General features: G+C 69.9%; 15 protein-coding genes. 4 read left to right on the top strand and 11 right to left on the bottom strand.

Features of this window, described 5'->3' with window-relative positions:
• Nucleotides 1-170 precede the first annotated feature (170 nt).
• Entirely contained in the window at nucleotides 171-1,733 is a 1,563-nt protein-coding gene (locus tag OG435_RS05545; RefSeq protein WP_266875675.1) for a Na+/H+ antiporter, read from the top strand.
• Between the two features lie 21 nt (nucleotides 1,734-1,754).
• On the opposite strand, the gene OG435_RS05540 is transcribed toward OG435_RS05545, so the two are convergent.
• Nucleotides 1,755-2,540: a GNAT family N-acetyltransferase gene (locus OG435_RS05540; RefSeq protein ID WP_266875674.1), complete on the bottom strand. Its 786-nt coding sequence runs from the start codon at nucleotides 2,538-2,540 to the stop codon at nucleotides 1,755-1,757.
• Between the two features lie 533 nt (nucleotides 2,541-3,073).
• On the opposite strand from OG435_RS05540, the gene OG435_RS05535 reads away from it, so the two are divergent.
• Nucleotides 3,074-3,760, top strand: coding sequence for a response regulator (locus OG435_RS05535; protein WP_266875673.1), 687 nt, complete (start codon nucleotides 3,074-3,076; stop codon nucleotides 3,758-3,760).
• 30 nt (nucleotides 3,761-3,790) lie between these two features.
• Here the strand turns inward: OG435_RS05535 and OG435_RS05530 are convergent, their stop codons facing one another.
• The gene (locus OG435_RS05530) at nucleotides 3,791-4,624 is read right to left on the bottom strand and encodes a GNAT family N-acetyltransferase (RefSeq protein ID WP_266875672.1); all 834 of its coding nucleotides are present in this window, start codon (nucleotides 4,622-4,624) and stop codon (nucleotides 3,791-3,793) included.
• A gap of 160 nt (nucleotides 4,625-4,784) precedes the next feature.
• The gene (locus tag OG435_RS05525; protein WP_266875671.1) at nucleotides 4,785-5,603 is read right to left on the bottom strand and encodes an SDR family NAD(P)-dependent oxidoreductase; all 819 of its coding nucleotides are present in this window, start codon (nucleotides 5,601-5,603) and stop codon (nucleotides 4,785-4,787) included.
• A gap of 729 nt (nucleotides 5,604-6,332) precedes the next feature.
• Here OG435_RS05525 and OG435_RS05520 point away from each other — a divergent pair.
• Nucleotides 6,333-6,482 (top strand): hypothetical protein, encoded by a 150-nt coding sequence (locus OG435_RS05520; protein WP_266875670.1) that lies wholly within the window; start codon nucleotides 6,333-6,335, stop codon nucleotides 6,480-6,482.
• A gap of 219 nt (nucleotides 6,483-6,701) precedes the next feature.
• Here OG435_RS05520 and OG435_RS05515 read toward each other — a convergent pair whose 3' ends face one another.
• From OG435_RS05515 to OG435_RS05480, 8 genes are all read right to left on the bottom strand, one after another.
• On the bottom strand, nucleotides 6,702-9,245 hold the full coding sequence (locus tag OG435_RS05515; RefSeq protein WP_266875669.1) for a sensor histidine kinase: 2,544 nt from the start codon (nucleotides 9,243-9,245) through the stop codon (nucleotides 6,702-6,704).
• A 41-nt stretch (nucleotides 9,246-9,286) separates the two neighbouring features.
• Entirely contained in the window at nucleotides 9,287-9,976 is a 690-nt protein-coding gene (locus OG435_RS05510) for a response regulator (RefSeq protein WP_266875668.1), read from the bottom strand.
• 124 nt (nucleotides 9,977-10,100) lie between these two features.
• Entirely contained in the window at nucleotides 10,101-10,817 is a 717-nt protein-coding gene (locus OG435_RS05505) for a potassium-transporting ATPase subunit C (protein WP_266875667.1), read from the bottom strand.
• 4 nt (nucleotides 10,818-10,821) lie between these two features.
• On the bottom strand, nucleotides 10,822-12,924 hold the full coding sequence (gene kdpB / locus OG435_RS05500; protein WP_266875666.1) for a potassium-transporting ATPase subunit KdpB: 2,103 nt from the start codon (nucleotides 12,922-12,924) through the stop codon (nucleotides 10,822-10,824).
• Nucleotides 12,921-14,585 (bottom strand): potassium-transporting ATPase subunit KdpA, encoded by a 1,665-nt coding sequence (gene kdpA, locus OG435_RS05495; RefSeq protein ID WP_266875665.1) that lies wholly within the window; start codon nucleotides 14,583-14,585, stop codon nucleotides 12,921-12,923. The genes kdpB and kdpA overlap by 4 nt, the downstream gene beginning before the upstream one ends.
• A gap of 6 nt (nucleotides 14,586-14,591) precedes the next feature.
• A complete protein-coding gene (gene kdpF, locus OG435_RS05490) occupies nucleotides 14,592-14,681 on the bottom strand; it encodes a K(+)-transporting ATPase subunit F (RefSeq protein ID WP_266875664.1) in 90 nt (29 codons plus the stop codon).
• On the bottom strand, nucleotides 14,678-14,833 hold the full coding sequence (locus tag OG435_RS05485) for a hypothetical protein (protein WP_266875663.1): 156 nt from the start codon (nucleotides 14,831-14,833) through the stop codon (nucleotides 14,678-14,680). Before OG435_RS05485 ends, kdpF begins: the two co-directional genes overlap by 4 nt.
• 98 nt (nucleotides 14,834-14,931) lie before the next feature.
• On the bottom strand, nucleotides 14,932-15,636 hold the full coding sequence (locus OG435_RS05480; protein WP_323187937.1) for a DUF4118 domain-containing protein: 705 nt from the start codon (nucleotides 15,634-15,636) through the stop codon (nucleotides 14,932-14,934).
• A 325-nt stretch (nucleotides 15,637-15,961) separates the two neighbouring features.
• On the opposite strand from OG435_RS05480, the gene OG435_RS05475 reads away from it, so the two are divergent.
• Nucleotides 15,962-17,845: an APC family permease gene (locus OG435_RS05475; RefSeq protein ID WP_266875662.1), complete on the top strand. Its 1,884-nt coding sequence runs from the start codon at nucleotides 15,962-15,964 to the stop codon at nucleotides 17,843-17,845.
• The last annotated feature ends 116 nt before the right edge of the window (nucleotides 17,846-17,961 follow it).

The raw sequence follows: 17,961 nt of genomic DNA, 5'->3' as shown, positions 1-17,961 counted from the left end.
AACACCAGCGATACCGTGAACAGAACGGCCCTGACGCCCTCCTGACGGCCCTCGGCCGGGAAATTGACGGTGTGTTGACGGCCGATCCACCGCTAGGGTGAAGGCGGTGTGCCGGGAAGCCTGGTCGGCGTCGCTGGCCGCGTGGCCTGCGTCGACTTGGCGGGGGCATCATGCGCAGTGTCGGTACGGTTTTGTTCCTTGTGGTGCTGGCCACGGTCGTGGCCACAGGGGCGCGGCGTTGGCGAATCCCCGCGCCCTCACTGCTCGTTGTCGCGGGCCTCGTCGTCGCCCTGATACCGGGTACCCCGGAGATCCAGGTCAGTCCTGAGCTGATCGGTCTCGTCGTTCTCCCGCCCCTGCTGTACGCGAGCGCCGAGGAGCTGTCCTGGCGCGAACTGCGCCTGGTGTGGAAGCCGGTCAGTGTGCTCGCGGTCGGTCTGGTGCTGGCCTCGGCGGCCGCCGTCGGGGCGGTGGCATCGCTGCTCACTCCGCTGACCTGGCCGATGGCCCTGGTCCTGGGGGCCATCCTCGCGAGCACGGATCCGGTGGCCGTCACCGCACTGGGCCGCCGGCTCGCCCTGCCGCCCCGCGTCCAGGTCCTCGTACAGGCCGAGAGCCTCTTCAACGACGCCACCTCGCTCCTGCTCTTCCGCGTCGCGGTCGTCATCGCCGCGGCCTCCGCCGGGGTGTCCTGGCAGGCGGCGGGCACCGAGTTCGCGCTGCTCGCCGGCGGCGGCATCCTCATCGGAGGAGCGGTCGCGGGTGTCGTGGCGCTGATCCGGCGCAGGACCGAGGACCCCGTACTCGAGACCGTCATCGCCCTGGTGACCCCGTACACCGCCTACGTGCTGGCCGAGGCGGTGCACGCGTCCGGCGTGACCTCCGTCGTGGTGGCCGGCGTGGTGCTCGGCGGGCGGGCCGAGCGCTTCACCAATGCCCCCATCCGGATCCAGCTGCACGCGGTGAACGGCACCGTGGTCTTCCTGCTGGAGAGCGTCGTCTTCAGCCTGATCGGCCTCACCCTGCCCGGACAGGTCGCCACGCTCGGCGACGGCGACCGGCTCTGGCCCCTGTACGCCCTGGTGGTCGCCGTGACACTGATCGCCGTGCGCCTGCTGTGGGTCCTGCCGCTCTCGGCCGTCGTCCAGCGGAGCTCGGGCGCGCGGCCCTCCTGGCGGGTTCCGGCCGTGCTGACCTGGGCGGGCACGCGGGGCGTCGTCCCCTTGGCCGCGGCCCTCTCCATCCCCGTCGTCGCGGACGACGGCAGCCTGCTGGGTCAGCGCTCGCTCGTCCTCGTACTGACCACCTCGGTGGTGGTGGTCACCCTGGTGGCCCAGGGTTTCACCCTGGCCGACGTGGTCCGCCGCTCCGGAATCGCCCTCGAACCCGACCACACCGAGCGCGAGGAGGCCTCCGCCCGGTGCAGCCTCGCCGCCGCCGGCATCAGGCGGCTCGACGAGATGTCCGATCTCGAAGCCGTACCGGACGTCGTGGCCGACCGGCTCCGGCGCAGCCTGCAGGCCCGCCTGGAGCATGCCCGCGACCGCCTGGAGGAAGCCGACCTGGCCGAGTCCGCGGACCACGTCTACCGGCTGCTGCGCCGTGACCTGATCAGGGTGGAGGCCGTCGAACTGCAGCGCCTCTACGACGAACACCGCATCAGCGACACCACCCGCCGCCGGCTCCAGCGCACCCTGGACCTGGAGGAGGCACGACTGGACCTGGCGAGCTGAGATGCGCGGGTGAATACGGCGCTACGCCGGCACCGCAGCGGCGCGGACCGTGCGCACCCTGGCGCGTCCCGTGACGTGGTGGACGTACTCGCGGCTCAGCCGGAAACCGGCCGACCAGGCCAGGAGCCGGCTGGGCCGGTTGTCGCGCGAGCAGCACCAGCTCGCGGTGCGTCCGCGGGCCTGGACGTCGGCCGTCAGGCCGGCGATGCAGGCGAGTGCGAGGTGCTCGCGGCGGCGGTCGGGCACGGTGACCACCGCGATGTCCTCGTAGGTGCTGCCGAGGAAGTAGGTGCAGGCGACGGAGAGGACCCGGCCCTTCGCGAAGGCCGCCCAGCCGTGGCCGGAGGCGGCGAGGCCGGTGGGTCCGCCCCAACTGGCATGGATCCAGGCGTTCTCGGAGTGCAGATCGCAGAGCGCCGGAGCGTCCTCGGGCGTCAGCCGCCGTACGGTAACGCCACGCAGGGGCCGGGGGAGGAGCGACTTCGCCTGGTGGACGTACACCATCCGTTCCCAGGGGTCGACACGCTCGAATGCGGCGCCGAGGGCGGGCCAGAACCGTGCGGGCGTCTCGACGTACTGGTTGGCGAACCGGTTCAGGGCATTCGGGGCGAGCACGCCTGGGTCGCCGCGCAGCAGCACGTGGTCCGCACAAGTGACGGCGAGGACGCGGGGACGGTCGGGACGGTCGGCCCACCAGACGCCGGAACCCGTGGTCAGTACGTGCTCGGCGAGGGTCCCGGGACCGGGTGAGCCCGTCGGGAACCAGCGGCTCAGGGCGGGCAACTCCTGCGGGGAGATTTCGATCATGAACTGTCTCCAGTGCTACGCGGGAACGCGGGCGCGGGGCGGCGTCCGGCCAGCGGCGGGCGGACGGAACCGGAGCGCGTGAAAAGGGGCGGCCCCGTGCCCGCCAGGTATGGGAGCGGGCACGGGGCGCGAGCGGCCACCCGCCTTACGGGCGGAGGGAAGGGCGGCCGCGGACGAGGCGGTGCGTCAGCGCACCGGCGGGTGAGCAGCGCGCGGGGCCGGGCGCACCGTATGCGGTGGCCGGTCGTCGTGGCGCAGACCGCTGTTCACGTCGCCCATCCAACTGCCTTGCGAGTCCGGGCTCAAGGAGGTCGGCCCGTCCTTGACGTGACTCTGATACGGGTGGTCACGGAGGGTCCGGGAGTGCCGGGCCACGCATGCTCCGCCGGGCATCAGTGGTGCGTCAGAAGGGCGTCAAGGTCACGGCTGCCGGCGTATGGACGTCGTCAACGCCTGCGGTGGCGAACGGAATCCGCTGTTTTCTGGTGGTCGCATGTCCATGGGGGACGTAACGACAGGAAGGCGGCACGCCTATGACCCGGGTGCTGGTGGTGGACGACGAACCGCGGCTTGCGCGTTTGCTGGTCATCAATCTGAAGGCGCGCACCTATGAGGTGGACTGCGTTCACGACGGGCGCGCGGCACTGGACGCCGTGGCGGCCCGCCGCCCGGACGCGATCCTGCTCGACCTCGGTCTGCCCGACATGGACGGGATCGAGGTGATCGAGAGGCTGCGGGTCTGGTCCCAGGTGCCCGTCCTGGTGGTCTCCGCCCGCCACGACTCCGAGGAGAAGATCCAGGCCCTGGACGCTGGCGCCGACGACTACATCACCAAGCCCTTCAGCATGGACGAGCTGATGGCCAGGCTGGGAGCCGTCGTACGCCGTACGCCGGCACACGTCGCGGCCGTCGCGAACGAAGCGGTCGTGGAGACCGAGGAGTTCACCGTCGATCTGCTCGCGAAGAAGGCCAGACGCGGCGGGGTGACCATCAGGCTCACGCCGACGGAATGGCACCTGTTGGAGGTCCTGATCCGCAACCGGGGCAAGCTCGTCAGCCAGCGGCGGCTGCTCCAGGAGGTGTGGGGATCCTCGTACGGAACGCAGACCAACTACCTGCGGGTGTACATGGCCCACCTCAGGCGGAAGCTGGAGGCGGACCCGTCCCACCCCCGCCACCTGATCACCGCCCCCGGCATGGGGTACCGCTTCGACGCATGAGCGCGGCGAGCCGGCGGGCGCGCTACTGGCCTACCGCCGGGCCGGCGGTGCTCCGACCGCGGCGTCGGCCGACCGGGTTCCGGTGACGGGTGCCTGGGGCAGGGCCGTGTTCGCCACCGGTGCGCCGACGGCGTAGTGGGCGTACTCCTCCTCCGGGCGGAAGCCTGCGGTCCAGGCGAGCAGGCGACCGGGGCGGTTGCTCGCCGAGCAGGTCCAGCTGGGGGTGTGCCGTCGGGCGGCTATGTCCGAGCACAGGGCGTTGACGCAGTCGAGGGCCAGGTACTGGAGGCGCGGGTCGGGCACGGTCACGCAGGCCACGTCCTCGTAGGCGGTGCCGAGGAAGTAGGTGCAGGCCAGTGCCACGATGCGGTCGTTCTGGAAGGCGGCCCAGGCGTAGCCCGAGCGGGCGAGTGCTTCCGGTCCGCCCCAGGTGCGGTGGATCCAGCTCATTGCGGGCGGCAGGGTGGCGAGCGTGCGTGCGTCCCGGGCGTTCAGCCTGCGTAGGATCACGCCCCGCGGCGCCCGGGTGGCCGGCGCGGGGGAGCGCCTGATGTACACCATGCGCTGCCACGGCACGACCCGGTCGAACGCGGCCCCGATGAGGGGAAGGAAGCGGCCGGGAGCCTCGATGGAGCGCTCTGCGAAGACCGCGAGGTCCTTCAGCGTCAGAGCCTGCGGGTCTCCGCGCAGGAGTACGTGGTCCCCGCACTCGGCGGCGATCACGCGCGGCTGGATGACGCGGTCCACCCACCAGCAGCCGGCCTCGGTCGTCAGGACGTGCTCGGTCAGGGCCGCCGAGCCCGCGGCCCCTGTGGGGTACCAGCGATCGAGGTCCGGGAGTCGGTGAGACGGCAGGTTGATCATGGGGCTCCTTGTCGGGGCACGGCGGCGGGGCGGCCCTGTTCGGAGGGCCGCCCCGCGGGACGGACTGGCGGCTAGCAGCAGGGTTTGCTGCCGTGGTTGGAGCCCTTCTTGCGGCGGGACCTCTTCTTGCGGGCGCGCTTGGACATGTGTGTGGATCCCTTCAGGCGGTGTGGCCGACGAGGAGGTCGGCGAGCTTGTTGAGGCGCTTGATGGTGCGGTCCTCGGTGGCGGCGGCGGCCGGGGTGACGCGCTCGGAGCGGTCGTAGTAGGCGCCGTTGACGATCTCGGTGGCGGGGTCGCAGAGCCGTACGACGTGCTCGGCGCCCTCGGCGGCCGGCGCGCCCTCGTGCCCGTAGAGGGGGAGGAGGCCGGTGTCGCAGATGCCGGGGTTGACGGAGACGGCGGTGACGCGCGGGTCGGCGGCGAAGACGGTCAGGGCCAGCTGCGACTGGGCGTAGGCGGCGAGGCGGGAGTAACGCCGCACCCGCTGTGGGTCGTTCCACTGGATGGCGCCCGAACGGTGCAGCGCGGAGGAGACGTTGACGACACGTCCCCCGGGGGCGCTGGTGAGGGCAGCCTCCAGGAGGTTCGTCAGCAGGTAGTGGGCAAGGAAGTTGACCTGGAAGGAGATCTCGTTGCCGTCGGCGGTGAGCGTGTGCCGTTCCGGCGCTGCGATGGCCGCGTTGTTGACGAGCACGTCCAGACGCTGGTGCTCCCGCACGACGGCGTGCGCGAGGTTCTCGACCTCCTCCAGCCGGGCGAAGTCGGCGGCGAGAGGCCGCAGGAGAGTGTCGGAGATGCCCGCGGAGGCGATCAGCCGGTCGGTGGCGGCCTGGGCCTCCTCGGGGGTGCGGCCGTGGACGAGTACGGTCGCACCGAGCTCGGCGAGCCGGCGGGCGGTCTCGTAGCCGATGCCGGAGGTGGCGCCGGTCACGAGGACGGTACGTCCGGACGGAGACGGGGACAGGGGCGAGGACATGTCGATTCCTGGAAGCCGGCATGGCTGACACCACGGCGGCCCGGCTTGGAGCAGGGGCGTGGGCTCAGGTCATGCGGTGAAGGTGTGGATGCGTACGAAGCGCCGACCGGCCCCATCGGGGGCGGTCGGCAGATACGCGGAGGACGCGCGGCCTATATCAGACGGCCGGGCGGACAGCGGGCGCCGTCGGCAACACCGACGCGACATCGGCACGACTCCGCCGTGACGGTGGCCGATCGTTGTAGCGCGGACCGCTGTTCATGACTCCATCCCAGCGCACGGGGTCGGCGGCGGCAAGCTCTTGAACGTGACTTTGACGGCCTTCTGATGGCCGGCGGGTGAGGGGCGGTCCGGCCCTCACGGAGGTCATCAGGGGCGCGTCAAAGATCGCCGGTCGTGCGGAAGGAACGCGTCAAGGGGTGTTGTCGCGGCCCTCGGCCGGAAGCAGACTGGCGGAGCGACGGAGCCGGGTGACGGTCCGGCGGCGCGCGGCTGGAGGCCGGTGACCTGAACACCGCCACAGGGGCACTCGATCCGAACCACGGGGGTAGGGGTCAGTGCGACCGCGCGCAGGTCAACCGTCGCGCAACACATGAGCCGTCCGGCTTCCGGTGGGGGATACCGGAACCGGACGGCTCGCGTGTATCGGTCACGGGCGCCTGCACCTGTTCCTCGTTCGTCACCCGGCAGCCCGTGGTCCTGCGCGGCTATGGCGGCCGCCATCTCAGAGTGATCGGCGTCTGGGCGGTTGCCTACGTACTGGCCCTCGTGCTCGGCCTCACCGCCTTCCTGGACAGCATCGCTTTCGCGGTCGTGGCCGCCATCGCGTGCGCGCTGCCGGCGGCCGCGGCAGCCTGGCGGGAGGCACGCGTCGTATGACGCCCGAAGCCTCGAAGGATGACGGTCGAGAAGGGGCAGGTCGGACGCCGGCCCCGGACCTGGCGGTGTCTGACCGGGGAGGGACTGGCCACCTACCGGCGCCACCTCGCCGCACCACGGCGATCGCGGGCCCGGTGAGCTGATGCGAGCGTCGGGGGCCGGCCACACGAGGTGGCCGGCGGCCGTCGGGCATGACCCCGGGCGCCGGCTGCCGCACTGTCAGGTGACCGCGGAGGTCGGGAGTTCGGCGCTGACCGGCGGGGTGCCGCCCGCTATGGGGAGGGTGATGACCATGGTGAGGCCGCCGCCGGGGGTGTCCTCGGCGGTCAGGGTGCCGCCGATGGCCTCCGTAAAGCCTCGGGCGACGGCGAGGCCCAGGCCCACCCCGGCGCCGCGCGGCGCGTCGCCGTGGCGCTGGAACGGTTCGAAGATGCGATCCTTGGCCTCGTCGGGGACTCCGGGGCCGCGGTCGACGACGCGCAGTTCGACGCGGCTGGCGAGGGCGCTGGCGGAGACGTTGACCGGTTGGCCGATGGGGCTGTACTTGACGGCGTTCTCGACGATGTTGGCCACGGCCCGTTCCAGTAGTCCGCGGTCGACGGCGATCATCGGCAGGGTTTCGGGGATGTCCAGGACGACGCTGTCCTCGGGTACGCCGCCCAGCGCCATGGGGACGACCTCGTCGAGGTCGGTCTCGCGGATCAGCGGGACGACGGTGCCCGTGTTGAGGCGGGACATGTCGAGGAGGTTCCCGATCAGCGCGGCGAGGCGGTCGGCGCCGTCCTCGATGCCTTCGAGGAGCTCGGCCTTGTCCTCCTCGGACCATTCCACGTCGTCGGAGCGCAGCGAGCTGACGGAGGCCTTGATGCCGGCGAGCGGGGTCCGCAGGTCGTGGCTGACGGCGGCGAGCAGCGCGGTGCGTATGCGGTTGGCTTCACCCAGTGCGCGGGACTTCTCGGCCTCGTCCACGAGGCGCTGGCGGTCGAGTACGACGGCGGCCTGGGCGGCGAAGGCGCCGAGGACCCGGCGGTCCGCGGCCGGGAGCACCCGGCCGGTCAGGGCGAGGGCCATATTGTCGCTTATGGGCAGGTCGACGTCCGCGTCCTCGGGCCGGGTGACGGCGCCGGTGCCGACGGACGCGGCGGTGGTCCAGGGGTCGACTTCGCTGGTGCGTTCCAGGAGGACGACCGACTGCATGGCGAAGGTCTCGCGCAGCCGTTCCAGGAGGGCGTCGAGGGAGTTCTCGCCGCGCAGGACACTGCCGGCGAGGAAGGAGAGGATCTCGGACTCGGCGCGCAGCCGGGCGGCTTGATGGGTGCGGCGGGCGGCCAGGTCGACGACGGAGGCCACCGACACGGCCACGCCCACGAAGATCGCGATGGCGACGATGTTCTTGGGGTCAGAGATGGTGAACTCGTGCAGCGGCGGCGTGAAGAAGTAGTTCAGCAGCAGGGAGCCGAAGGCCGCCGAGGCCAGGGCGGGGAGGAGTCCTCCGAGCAGGGCTGCCGCCACGGTGAAGGTGAGGAAGAGCAGCATGTCGTTGGCGAGCCCGAGGTCGGGGACGACCTGGTTCAGCAGCAACGCGAGCAGCGCCGGGCCGGCCACGCCGGCGATCCAGCCCCAGATGATGCGGGAACGCCCGAGCCGTGCGCCGCGCGCGACGGGCAGGCCGCGCCCCTTGGCGGCCTCGTCGTGGGTGACGATGTGGACGTCGAGGTCCGGGCCGGACTCGCGGGCGACGGTGGCGCTGACACCGGGGCGGAAGACGGACTGCCAGGAGCGGCGGCGGCTGACGCCGAGCACGATCTGGGTGGCGTTGCACCCGCGGGCGAACTCCAGCAGCGCGTCGGGGACGTTGTCGCCGATGACGTGGTGGAAGGTGCCGCCGAGGTCCTCGACCAGGGTCCGCTGGACGGCGAGTTCCTTGGGCGATGCCGAGGTCAGCCCGTCGCTTGCGGCGACGTAGACGGCGAGGACCTCGCCGCCTGAGCCCTTCTCGGCGAGGCGCGCGGCGCGGCGGATGAGGGTACGGCCCTCCGGTCCGCCGGTGAGGCCGACGACGATGCGTTCGCGGGCCTGCCAGGTGGAGCGGATGTTGTGCTCGCCCCGGTACTCCTGGAGGTACTCGTCGACGCGGTCGGCGACCCACAGCAGGGCGAGCTCGCGCAGGGCGGTCAGGTTTCCGGGGCGGAAGTAGTTGGACAGGGCCGCGTCGACCTTGTCGGCCTTGTAGACGTTGCCGTGGGCCATCCGGCGGCGCAGGGCCTGGGGGGACATGTCGACGAGTTCGATCTGGTCCGCCCGCCGGGCGACTTCATCGGGGACCGTCTCGCGCTGACGGACCCCGGTGATCGTCTCGACCACGTCACCCAGCGATTCGAGGTGCTGGATGTTGACGGTCGAGACGACGTCGATGCCGGCCTGGAGGAGTTCCTCCACGTCCTGCCAGCGCTTGGCGTTGCGCGAGCCCGGCACATTGGTGTGGGCGAGCTCGTCCACGAGCGCGACGGCGGGGCGCCGCGCCAGAATCGCGTCCACGTCCATCTCGGTGAAGGTGGAGCCGCGGTACTGGATCTCGCGCCGCTCGATGAGTTCGAGGCCGTGGAGCATGACCTCGGTGCGCGGGCGGTGGTGGTGCTCGACGAAGCCGACGACGCAGTCGGTGCCCCGCTCGATCCGGCGGTGTGCCTCGGAGAGCATCGCGTACGTCTTGCCGACGCCCGGCGCCGCGCCGAGGTAGATGCGGAGCTTGCCGCGTCCCATGTTCCTTCTCTTCTTCTGTGTGCTGAGGAGGGGGCAGGTGATCAGGGTTCGAAGCGGTATCCCATCCCCGGTTCGGTGATCAGGTACCGCGGGTGCGAGGGGTCCGCTTCCAGTTTGCGCCGTAGCTGGGCCATGTACACGCGCAGGTAGTTGGTGTTCTCCCCGTACGTCGGTCCCCAGACCTCCAGCAGCAGTTGACTCTGGGTGATCAGGCGGCCGGGGTGGGTGATGAGGATCTCCAGCAGGTGCCATTCCGTCGGGGTGAGGCGTACGGTGCGCTCGCCCCGGTGCACCTTCTTCGCGATCAGATCGATGCTGAACTCGTCGGTTGTGACGACGGAGACCTCGGCCGCCTGGGAGGCCTCGGGTGCCTCCTGTCTGCGGGTGGCCGCCCGCAGGCGGGCGAGCAACTCGTCCATGCTGAACGGCTTCGTGACGTAGTCGTCCGCGCCGGCATCCAGGGCTCGGATCTTGTCCTCCGAGGTGTGCCGGGCCGAGAGGACCAGGATGGGAACCTTGCTCCAGCCACGGACACCCTTGATGACTTCGATGCCGTCCATGTCGGGGAGCCCGAGGTCGAGCACTATCACGTCTGGCTTGTGGGCGGCGGCGAGCCGCAGGGCCGTACCGCCGTCGGCGGCTTCCTCGACCTCGAACTTGCGCGCCTGGAGGTTGATCTTCAGTGCGCGGACGAGCTGCGGGTCGTCCTCCACCACCAGCACCCGGGTCATCGGTGTGCAGCCTTTCCTTCGTTGCGGGCACGGCAAGAAGCCGGCGGAGCGCACGGACCCTCCCAGCGGTAGCTGGGGGAGCTTCCGCGCCCCGCCGGCTTCTTTGACCGAGCGTTGTGGAACATCAGCTCTTGGACAGCGCCTTCAGGGCGATGTTGAGTTCGAGGACGTTGACGCGGGGTTCGCCCATGAAGCCGAGGGTGCGTCCGGTGGTGTGGTCGGCGACGAGCTTCTCGACCTGCTTGACGTCGAGTTTGTTCTGCTCGGCGACCCGGTGCACCTGGAGCTTGGCGTACTCGGGGGAGATGTCCGGGTCGAGGCCGGATCCGGAGGAGGTGACGGCGTCGGCCGGTACGTCCTCGGGCTTGACCGTGTGGCCGGCGGTGGAGTTGTCCGCGATGACGGCGTCCTTGGCGGCGATGACCTGGGCGCAGAGCGTGCCTTCCTCCGCCTGGTCGGTGCACTTGCCGTTGATGGCGCCGTTGTCGGCGGAGCGGTTGGTGGCGCCGGAGAGGATCAGCGAGTACTGGGTGTTGACGCTGTTGGAGCCGAGGCCGTTGGAGGGGCGCGGCTGGAACCACTTGAGGTCCGGCTTGACCGCTTCCTCGGCGTCGTTCGGGTCCTTCTTCGGCAGGTTGTAGGTCTGGCCGATGAGGGAGGAGCCGACGACCTGGCCGCTCTTGTCCTTGATCTCGGAGCCGTTGGCCTTGTCGTTGAAGACGGCCTGGGCGATCCCGGTGACGGCGAGCGGGTAGAGGACCCCGCAGATCACGGTCAGAACGAGCAGGGCTCGCAGGCCGGCGCCGATCAACCGTGCGGTGTTGCCTACAGAGTTGTTCATAGCCTTAGCCGATTCCGGGGATGAGGGTGATGAGCATGTCGATGAGCTTGATGCCGATGAACGGGGCGATGAGACCGCCGAGTCCGTAGATCCCGATGTTCCGGCGGAGCATCTTGTCCGCGCTGGTCGGCTTGTACTGGACGCCCTTGAGGGCGAGCGGGACCAGGGCGATGATGATCAGCGCGTTGAAGATGACGGCCGACAGGATGGCCGACTCAGGGGATGCCAGGCCCATGATGTTGAGCTTGTCCAGGCCCGGGTAGACCACGGCGAACATGGCCGGGATGATCGCGAAGTACTTGGCGACGTCGTTGGCGATGGAGAAGGTGGTCAGCGCGCCCCGGGTGATCAGCAACTGCTTGCCGATTTCCACGATTTCGATGAGCTTGGTGGGGTTGGAGTCCAGGTCCACCATGTTCCCGGCCTCCTTGGCGGCCGAGGTGCCCGTGTTCATCGCGACGCCGACATCGGCTTGCGCCAGCGCCGGGGCGTCGTTCGTGCCGTCGCCCGTCATGGCGACGAGCTTTCCGCCGGCCTGCTCGCGCTTGATGAGGGCCATCTTGTCCTCGGGGGTGGCTTCGGCGAGGAAGTCGTCGACGCCCGCCTCTTCGGCGATGGCTTTGGCGGTGAGCGGGTTGTCGCCGGTGATCATGATGGTCTTGATGCCCATGCGCCGCAGTTCGTCGAAGCGTTCGCGCATGCCCTCCTTGACCACGTCCTTGAGGTGGATGACACCGAGGACGCGAGCACCCTTGTCGTCCTCGACCGCCACCAGCAGCGGGGTGCCACCGGCCTGGGAGATCCGGTCCGTAAGGGCTTGAGCGTCCTCGGCTACCTGGCCGCCCTGCTCCTTGACCCAGGCGACAACCGAGCCGGTCGCGCCCTTACGGGTCTTCTTGCCGTCCACGTCGACACCGGACATACGGGTCTGTGCCGTGAAGGCGATCCAGTCGGCGTGCGCCAGTTCCCCCTGGTGGCGTTCGCGCAGGCCATACTTCTCCTTCGCGAGGACCACGATCGAGCGGCCCTCGGGGGTCTCGTCCGCGAGGGACGAGAGCTGTGCGGCGTCCGCCAGCTCGGCTTCCGTCGTGCCCTTGACCGGGACGAATTCGGAGGCCTGGCGGTTGCCGAGGGTGATGGTGCCGGTCTTGTCGAGGAGCAGGGTCGAGACGTCGCCGGCGGCTTCCACCGCACGCCCGGACATGGCCAGGACGTTGCGCTGGACGAGGCGGTCCATGCCGGCGATGCCGATGGCCGAGAGCAGGGCGCCGATGGTGGTCGGGATCAGGCAGACCAGCAGTGCGGTCAGCACGATCATCGACTGCTTGGCGCCCGCGTAGATCGCGAACGGCTGGAGGGTGACCACCGCGAGCAGGAAGACGATGGTGAGGGACGCCAGGAGGATGTTCAGGGCGATCTCGTTCGGCGTCTTCTGCCGGGACGCGCCCTCGACCAGGGCGATCATCCGGTCGATGAAGGTCTCGCCGGGCTTCGTCGTGATCTTGATGACGATCCGGTCGGACAGCACCTTGGTGCCACCGGTGACCGCACTGCGGTCGCCGCCCGACTCGCGGATGACCGGGGCGGACTCGCCGGTGATGGCGGATTCGTCGACCGAGGCGACGCCTTCGACGACGTCACCGTCACCGGGGATGACGTCCCCGGCCTCGCACACGACCAGGTCGCCGATCCGCAGATCCGTGCCCGGGACCTGCTCCTCGCCCTTGCCGTCGTTGGTCAGGCGGCGGGCGACGGAGTCGGTCTTGGCCTTGCGTAGGGTGTCGGCCTGGGCCTTCCCGCGGCCCTCGGCCACTGCCTCGGCAAGGTTCGCGAAGATCGTGGTCAGCCACAGCCAAGTCGTGATCGCCCAGCCGAACCAGTCCGTCGGGTCCTTGATCGCCAGGACGGTCGTGACCACCGAACCGATCAGGACGACGAACATGACCGGGGACTTGATCATGACGCGGGGGTCGAGCTTCTTCACCGCGTCGGGGAAGGACTTCAGCAGCTGCTTCGGGTCGAAGAGCCCGCCGCCGACCCGACCGGCAGGCTTGTGGCCGGTGGGCACGTCCTGGTGCGGAGCCCTCGTGGGTGTGGCGGTGCTCATGAGGCGAGCCCTTCGGCGAGCGGGCCCAGCGCGAGGGCCGGGAAGTAGGTCAGACCGGTGACGATGAGGATGGTTCCGACGAGGAGGCCCGTGTAGAGGGGCTTGTCGGTGCGCAGGGTGCCTGCCGTCTCGGGGACGGGCTTCTGCTCGGCCAGCGAGCCGGCCAGCGCCAGGACGAACACCATGGGCAGGAAGCGGCCCAGCAGCATGGCGATGCCGATGGTGCTGTTGAACCACTGCGTGTCGGCGTTCAGGCCCGCGAAGGCGGAGCCGTTGTTGTTGGCGCCGGAGGTGTAGGCGTAGAGGATCTCGGAGAAGCCGTGCGCTCCGGAGTTCGTCATCGAGTTGCCCGGGGTGTCCAGCGCCATGGCCGCCGCGGTGAAGCACAGCACCAGGGCCGGGGTGATGAGGATGTAGAGCGCCGCGAACTTGATCTCGCGGGTACCGATCTTCTTGCCCAGGTACTCCGGGGTGCGGCCGACCATCAGGCCGGCGATGAACACCGCGATGATCGCCATGACGAGCATGCCGTAGAGGCCGGAGCCGACGCCGCCGGGTGCGATCTCGCCGAGCTGCATTCCCAGCAGCTGGATCCCGCCACCGAGCCCGGTGTACGAGGAGTGGAAGGAGTTGACCGCACCCGTGGAGGTGAGCGTGGTGGCGACCGAGAAGATCGAGGAGGCGGCGATGCCGTACCGGGTCTCCTTGCCCTCCATCGCGCCGCCCGCCACGTCGAACGCCGGGCCGTGGTGGGCGAACTCGGTCCACATCATCAGCGCGGTGAAGCCGATCCAGATGGTGGCCATCGTCGCGAGGATCGCGTAGCCCTGGCGCAGGTTCCCGACCATCCGGCCGAAGGTGCGGGTCAGGGAGAAGGGGATGACCAGGATCAGGAAGATCTCGAAGAGGTTCGAGAACGGGTTGGGGTTCTCGAAGGGGTGCGCGGAGTTGGCGTTGAAGTAACCGCCGCCGTTGGTACCCAGCTCCTTGATGACTTCCTGGGAGGCGACGGCGCCGCCGTTCCACTGCTGCGTGCCGCCCATGAACTGGCCGACCTCGTGGATGCCGGAGAAGTTCTGGATCGCGCCGCAGGCGACGAGGATGATCGCGCCGACGACGGAGATGGGCAGCAGGATACGGACGACTCCGCGGACCATGTCGGCCCAGAAGTTGCCGAGTTCACCGGTGCGGGAGCGCGCGAAGCCCCGTACGAGGGCCACCGCGACGGCCATGCCGACCGCCGCCGAGACGAAGTTCTGCACCGCGAGGCCGCCGGTCTGGACGACGTGGCCCATGGCCTGTTCGCCGTAGTACGACTGCCAGTTGGTGTTCGCGACGAAGGACGCGGCCGTGTTGAAGGCCTGGTCCGGGTCGATCGCGGAGAAGCCGAGCGAGCCGGGCAGGATGCCCTGGGCCCGCTGGAGGCCGTAGAGGAAGAGGACGGAGACCGCCGAGAAGGAGAGGACACCGCGGAGGTAGGCGGGCCAGCGCATTTCGGCCGAGGGGTTGGCGCCGATGGCCTTGTAGATCCACTTCTCCGGCTTGTAGTGCTTTTCGGAGGAGTAGACCTTGGCCATGTAGTCGCCCAGCGGGCGGTAGGCCAGTGCGAGCGCGGCGATCAGTGCGAGGAGCTGGAGCACACCAGCGAGAACGGGACTCATCGGTGGCTAGAACCTCTCCGGGTACACGAGGGCGAGGATGAGGTATCCGAGCAGGGAGACGGCCACGAGGAGGCCGATGATGTTTTCGGCGTTCACAGCTTGGTCACCCCCCGGGCGATAAGGGCCACCAGCGCGAAGATCGCGACCGTGGTGACGACGAAGGCCAGATCGGCCACCGTGAGCTCCTGGATGAAGAGGGAAGAAAAGAATCGGCCAGACGGCCGATGACGAGATAACCGTGTCTTCACCCCGGCGTTAAGACGCCTTGACGGTGTCCATACGCCCGTCAGGGAACTCTTAACGCCGTGCTTACGCCAAGGGCCGTGAACCGCCCGTCAACCGCTCTTTAGCCCTGGTGGGAGAGGTCGGCCGTGTCCAGAGCGGCTCCCGCCTGCGCGGCCAGGGCGACCGCCACCAGACGCGCCTCTTCGGAGGGCAGGGGGCGTCCGGGGAGCGGGTCGAGGAGGAAGCGGCCGTAGTAGTGGCCGCCGCCGACGGCGCGCAGTTCGGTCTCCCCGTCCGGCCAGTCGGCGTATTCGGTGATCCGGTCGCCGCGCCGGAGCCACAGGCCGCCGCCGTGCTCCAGGCGCGGCAGGTTCCCCATCAGGGTCCCGTACTCGAAGCGGCAGCCGCGCAGGCCCAGCAGGCCGACGAGCTCGCGGCGCACGTACTCGACCACGTCCTCGGGCGAGCCGCCGTCCTCGGCGAGCCGGGCGGTCCCCTGGAGGCTCGACAGGTGTGCGGTATCGGTGACCACGGCGGCCTGGAGTCGGCGTGTGCGCACGGCGAGCTGCGAGACGATCAGGCCGGCGCAGAGCAGCAGAACAGCCGTCTGGATCTCCGCATCGTCGGCGATGGTGAACCGCTGGTAGGGCCGGGTGAGGAGGAAGTCGTACCAGGCGGCCGCCGAGAGTGCGGCCAGGGCGCCGGCGGCCCGGGTGCCGAGAGCGGCGACAGCGACCACAGCGATGACCATGATCAGAGCCTCATTGGTCGCGGAGAGCGCCCCGCGGAACGGCACGAGCGCGAGCGCCACGAGGAAGGGCGCCAGGAGCGCCGCGAGCAGTACGGCGCGGTCGTGGAGTCGGTACCCGGAAATGTGATGCCTCCTGACCGGAGACGCAGGTCCTGACCAGGACCGCTCGGGTCCGGTCAGGGCGGCCTGACACGGCTGCCCACATCAAGCGTGCCCCCGCCGAAGCGGGAGTCACTCACGTCGGCGAGGTCTTGACGTACCCCATACGCATCTCCGGCCCCCACGTAAGGAGTGCGTGAAGAGTGGGTCGGAGGCCGTATGGATCGCGCCAAGAGCACTGGTCATCCCGGCTCGCCGTCCGGACGCTGTCCTCACTTTGTCCAACGGAGGAACAGGCGAGATGTCCATACACATGGAAAAGTCGACGACGGCAGGAAAGACGCCGGGCACGGAGGAGCCTCCTGATCCCGGCGCACGGACGCAGGGGGCGAAGGACCCGCACCGGCTGACCGCCCTCCAGGGCCTGGCCGCCCTGTCGCTCGACGCGATGGCCTCCGTCGCGTACGGGCCCGAGTCGATCGTGCTGGTCCTTGCCGCGGCCGGCGCGTACGGGATGGGCTTCACGCTCCCCGTCACCCTGGCGATCGCGGCGCTGCTGGCCGTGCTGGTGGCCTCGTACCGGCAGGTGATCGCCGCGTTCCCGGACGGCGGCGGCTCGTACGCCGTGGCCAAGAGGCACCTGGGCCGGCGTACGAGCCTGGTGGCCGCGGCCTCGCTGATCCTCGACTACGTGCTGAACGTGGCCGTATCCGTCACCGCCGGTGTGGCCGCGCTGACCTCGGCCTTCCCGGAGCTGTACCCGGAGCGGGTATGGATCTGCCTCGGGATCCTCGTCCTGGTCACGGCGGTGAACCTGCGGGGGGTCGTGGACTCGGCCAAGGCCTTCCTCGTACCCACCGCCGTGTTCGTCGGGTCGATCCTGGCCATGGTCGTGGTCGGCCTGTTCCGCGACGGTCCGGTCAGCACCGCCTCGGCCGCCGGGCACGCCTCCGCTCTGGGCGAAGGAGCCACCACGGTCGGTGCGCTCCTGCTGCTGAAGGCCTTCGCGGCCGGCTGCTCGGCGCTGACCGGTGTCGAGGCCGTTGCCAACGCGGTGCCGTCCTTCCGCGCGCCGGCCGCCCGCCGGGCCCAGCGCACCGAGGTGGCGCTCGGCGCCCTGCTGGGCGTGATGCTGATCGGGCTGTCGGTCCTGATCGGCCGCTTCCACCTCCAGCCGGTCGAGGGCGTCACGGTCCTCGCCCAGCTCGCGGACGCGTCCTTCGGTCACAACGCGGCTTTCTACGTGGTCCAGTTCGCCACCATGGTGCTCCTCGCGCTCGCCGCGAACACCTCCTTCGGTGGCCTGCCCGTGCTGATGAGCCTGCTGGCCCGCGACAACTTCCTGCCGCACTTCTTCGCCCTCAAGGCCGACCGCCAAGTCCACCGCCACGGTGTGGTGTGGCTGGCTCTCGTCTCCGCCGTACTGCTGGTCTTCTCGGGCGGTGACACCAACACCCTCGTCCCGCTCTTCGCCATCGGCGTCTTCGTCGGCTTCACCATCTGCCAGGTCGGCATGGTCCGGCACTGGATCGGCGAACGCCCGCGTGGCTGGCGGGCCAAGGCGGCCCTCAACGGCTTCGGGGCGCTGCTCACCGGGGTCTCGGCGATCGTCGTGACCGCGACCAAGTTCACCGAGGGCGCCTGGCTGATCGTCCTCGCCCTCCCGCTCATCGTCCTCGCGTTCGAGAAGATCCACCGTACCTACGCTCAGATCGGGGAACGCCTGGAGCTCGGCCGTATCCCGCAGGCTCCCCGGCGCTCCCGCTCTCTGGTTGTCGTACCCGTTTCCGGGCTGTCCCAGTTGACCTGCCAGGCCCTGACCGCCGCACGCTCGCTCGGCGACGAGGTCCTCGCCGTGACGGTGACCCACCCGGCTCCCGAGGACCGAGAGGCAGCCGAAGCGCTGCGGCGGGACTGGGAGTTGTGGAAGCCCGGCGTCGAGCTGATCGAGCTCTCCTCGGACACCCGCTCGCTCGGCCGTCCGGTGTCGGGGTACATCCGAGAGCTGGCGCAGACACATCCGGGAACCCAGGTGACCGTGGTCATTCCGGAGACAGAACCCGCCCACCTGTGGCAGCGGATGCTGCAGAACCAGCGCGGTTCCGTCGTCGCCCACGCGGTACGCCGCGACACGGATGCGGTGATCTGCCGACTGCGCTTCCGGATCACCGACGACATGAGCTGAACTGCGCTGACCTGCGTTGACGCATCCCTGACGGATGCTTGACGCAGCTCGTGCGCCGCCGTCAAGACGGCGCCAATTCCTCTGCGTACACGGGGGACAGCAGGACATCGGGCGGT

The sequence above is a fragment of the Streptomyces sp. NBC_01264 genome (genome assembly GCF_026340675.1).
Taxonomy (GTDB): Bacteria; Actinomycetota; Actinomycetes; order Streptomycetales; family Streptomycetaceae; genus Streptomyces.
This window is presented reverse-complemented; position numbering and strand designations above follow the sequence as displayed.

Coding starts and splice junctions, on each gene's coding strand:
- OG435_RS05545 (WP_266875675.1), top strand. CDS start 171: ATGCGCAGTGTCGGTACGGTTTTGTTCCTTGTGGTGCTGGCCACGGTC.
- OG435_RS05540 (WP_266875674.1), bottom strand. CDS start 2,540: ATGATCGAAATCTCCCCGCAGGAGTTGCCCGCCCTGAGCCGCTGGTTC.
- OG435_RS05535 (WP_266875673.1), top strand. CDS start 3,074: ATGACCCGGGTGCTGGTGGTGGACGACGAACCGCGGCTTGCGCGTTTG.
- OG435_RS05530 (WP_266875672.1), bottom strand. CDS start 4,624: ATGATCAACCTGCCGTCTCACCGACTCCCGGACCTCGATCGCTGGTAC.
- OG435_RS05525 (WP_266875671.1), bottom strand. CDS start 5,603: ATGTCCTCGCCCCTGTCCCCGTCTCCGTCCGGACGTACCGTCCTCGTG.
- OG435_RS05515 (WP_266875669.1), bottom strand. CDS start 9,245: ATGGGACGCGGCAAGCTCCGCATCTACCTCGGCGCGGCGCCGGGCGTC.
- OG435_RS05510 (WP_266875668.1), bottom strand. CDS start 9,976: ATGACCCGGGTGCTGGTGGTGGAGGACGACCCGCAGCTCGTCCGCGCA.
- OG435_RS05505 (WP_266875667.1), bottom strand. CDS start 10,817: ATGAACAACTCTGTAGGCAACACCGCACGGTTGATCGGCGCCGGCCTG.
- kdpB (WP_266875666.1), bottom strand. CDS start 12,924: ATGAGCACCGCCACACCCACGAGGGCTCCGCACCAGGACGTGCCCACC.
- kdpA (WP_266875665.1), bottom strand. CDS start 14,585: ATGAGTCCCGTTCTCGCTGGTGTGCTCCAGCTCCTCGCACTGATCGCC.
- OG435_RS05475 (WP_266875662.1), top strand. CDS start 15,962: ATGTCCATACACATGGAAAAGTCGACGACGGCAGGAAAGACGCCGGGC.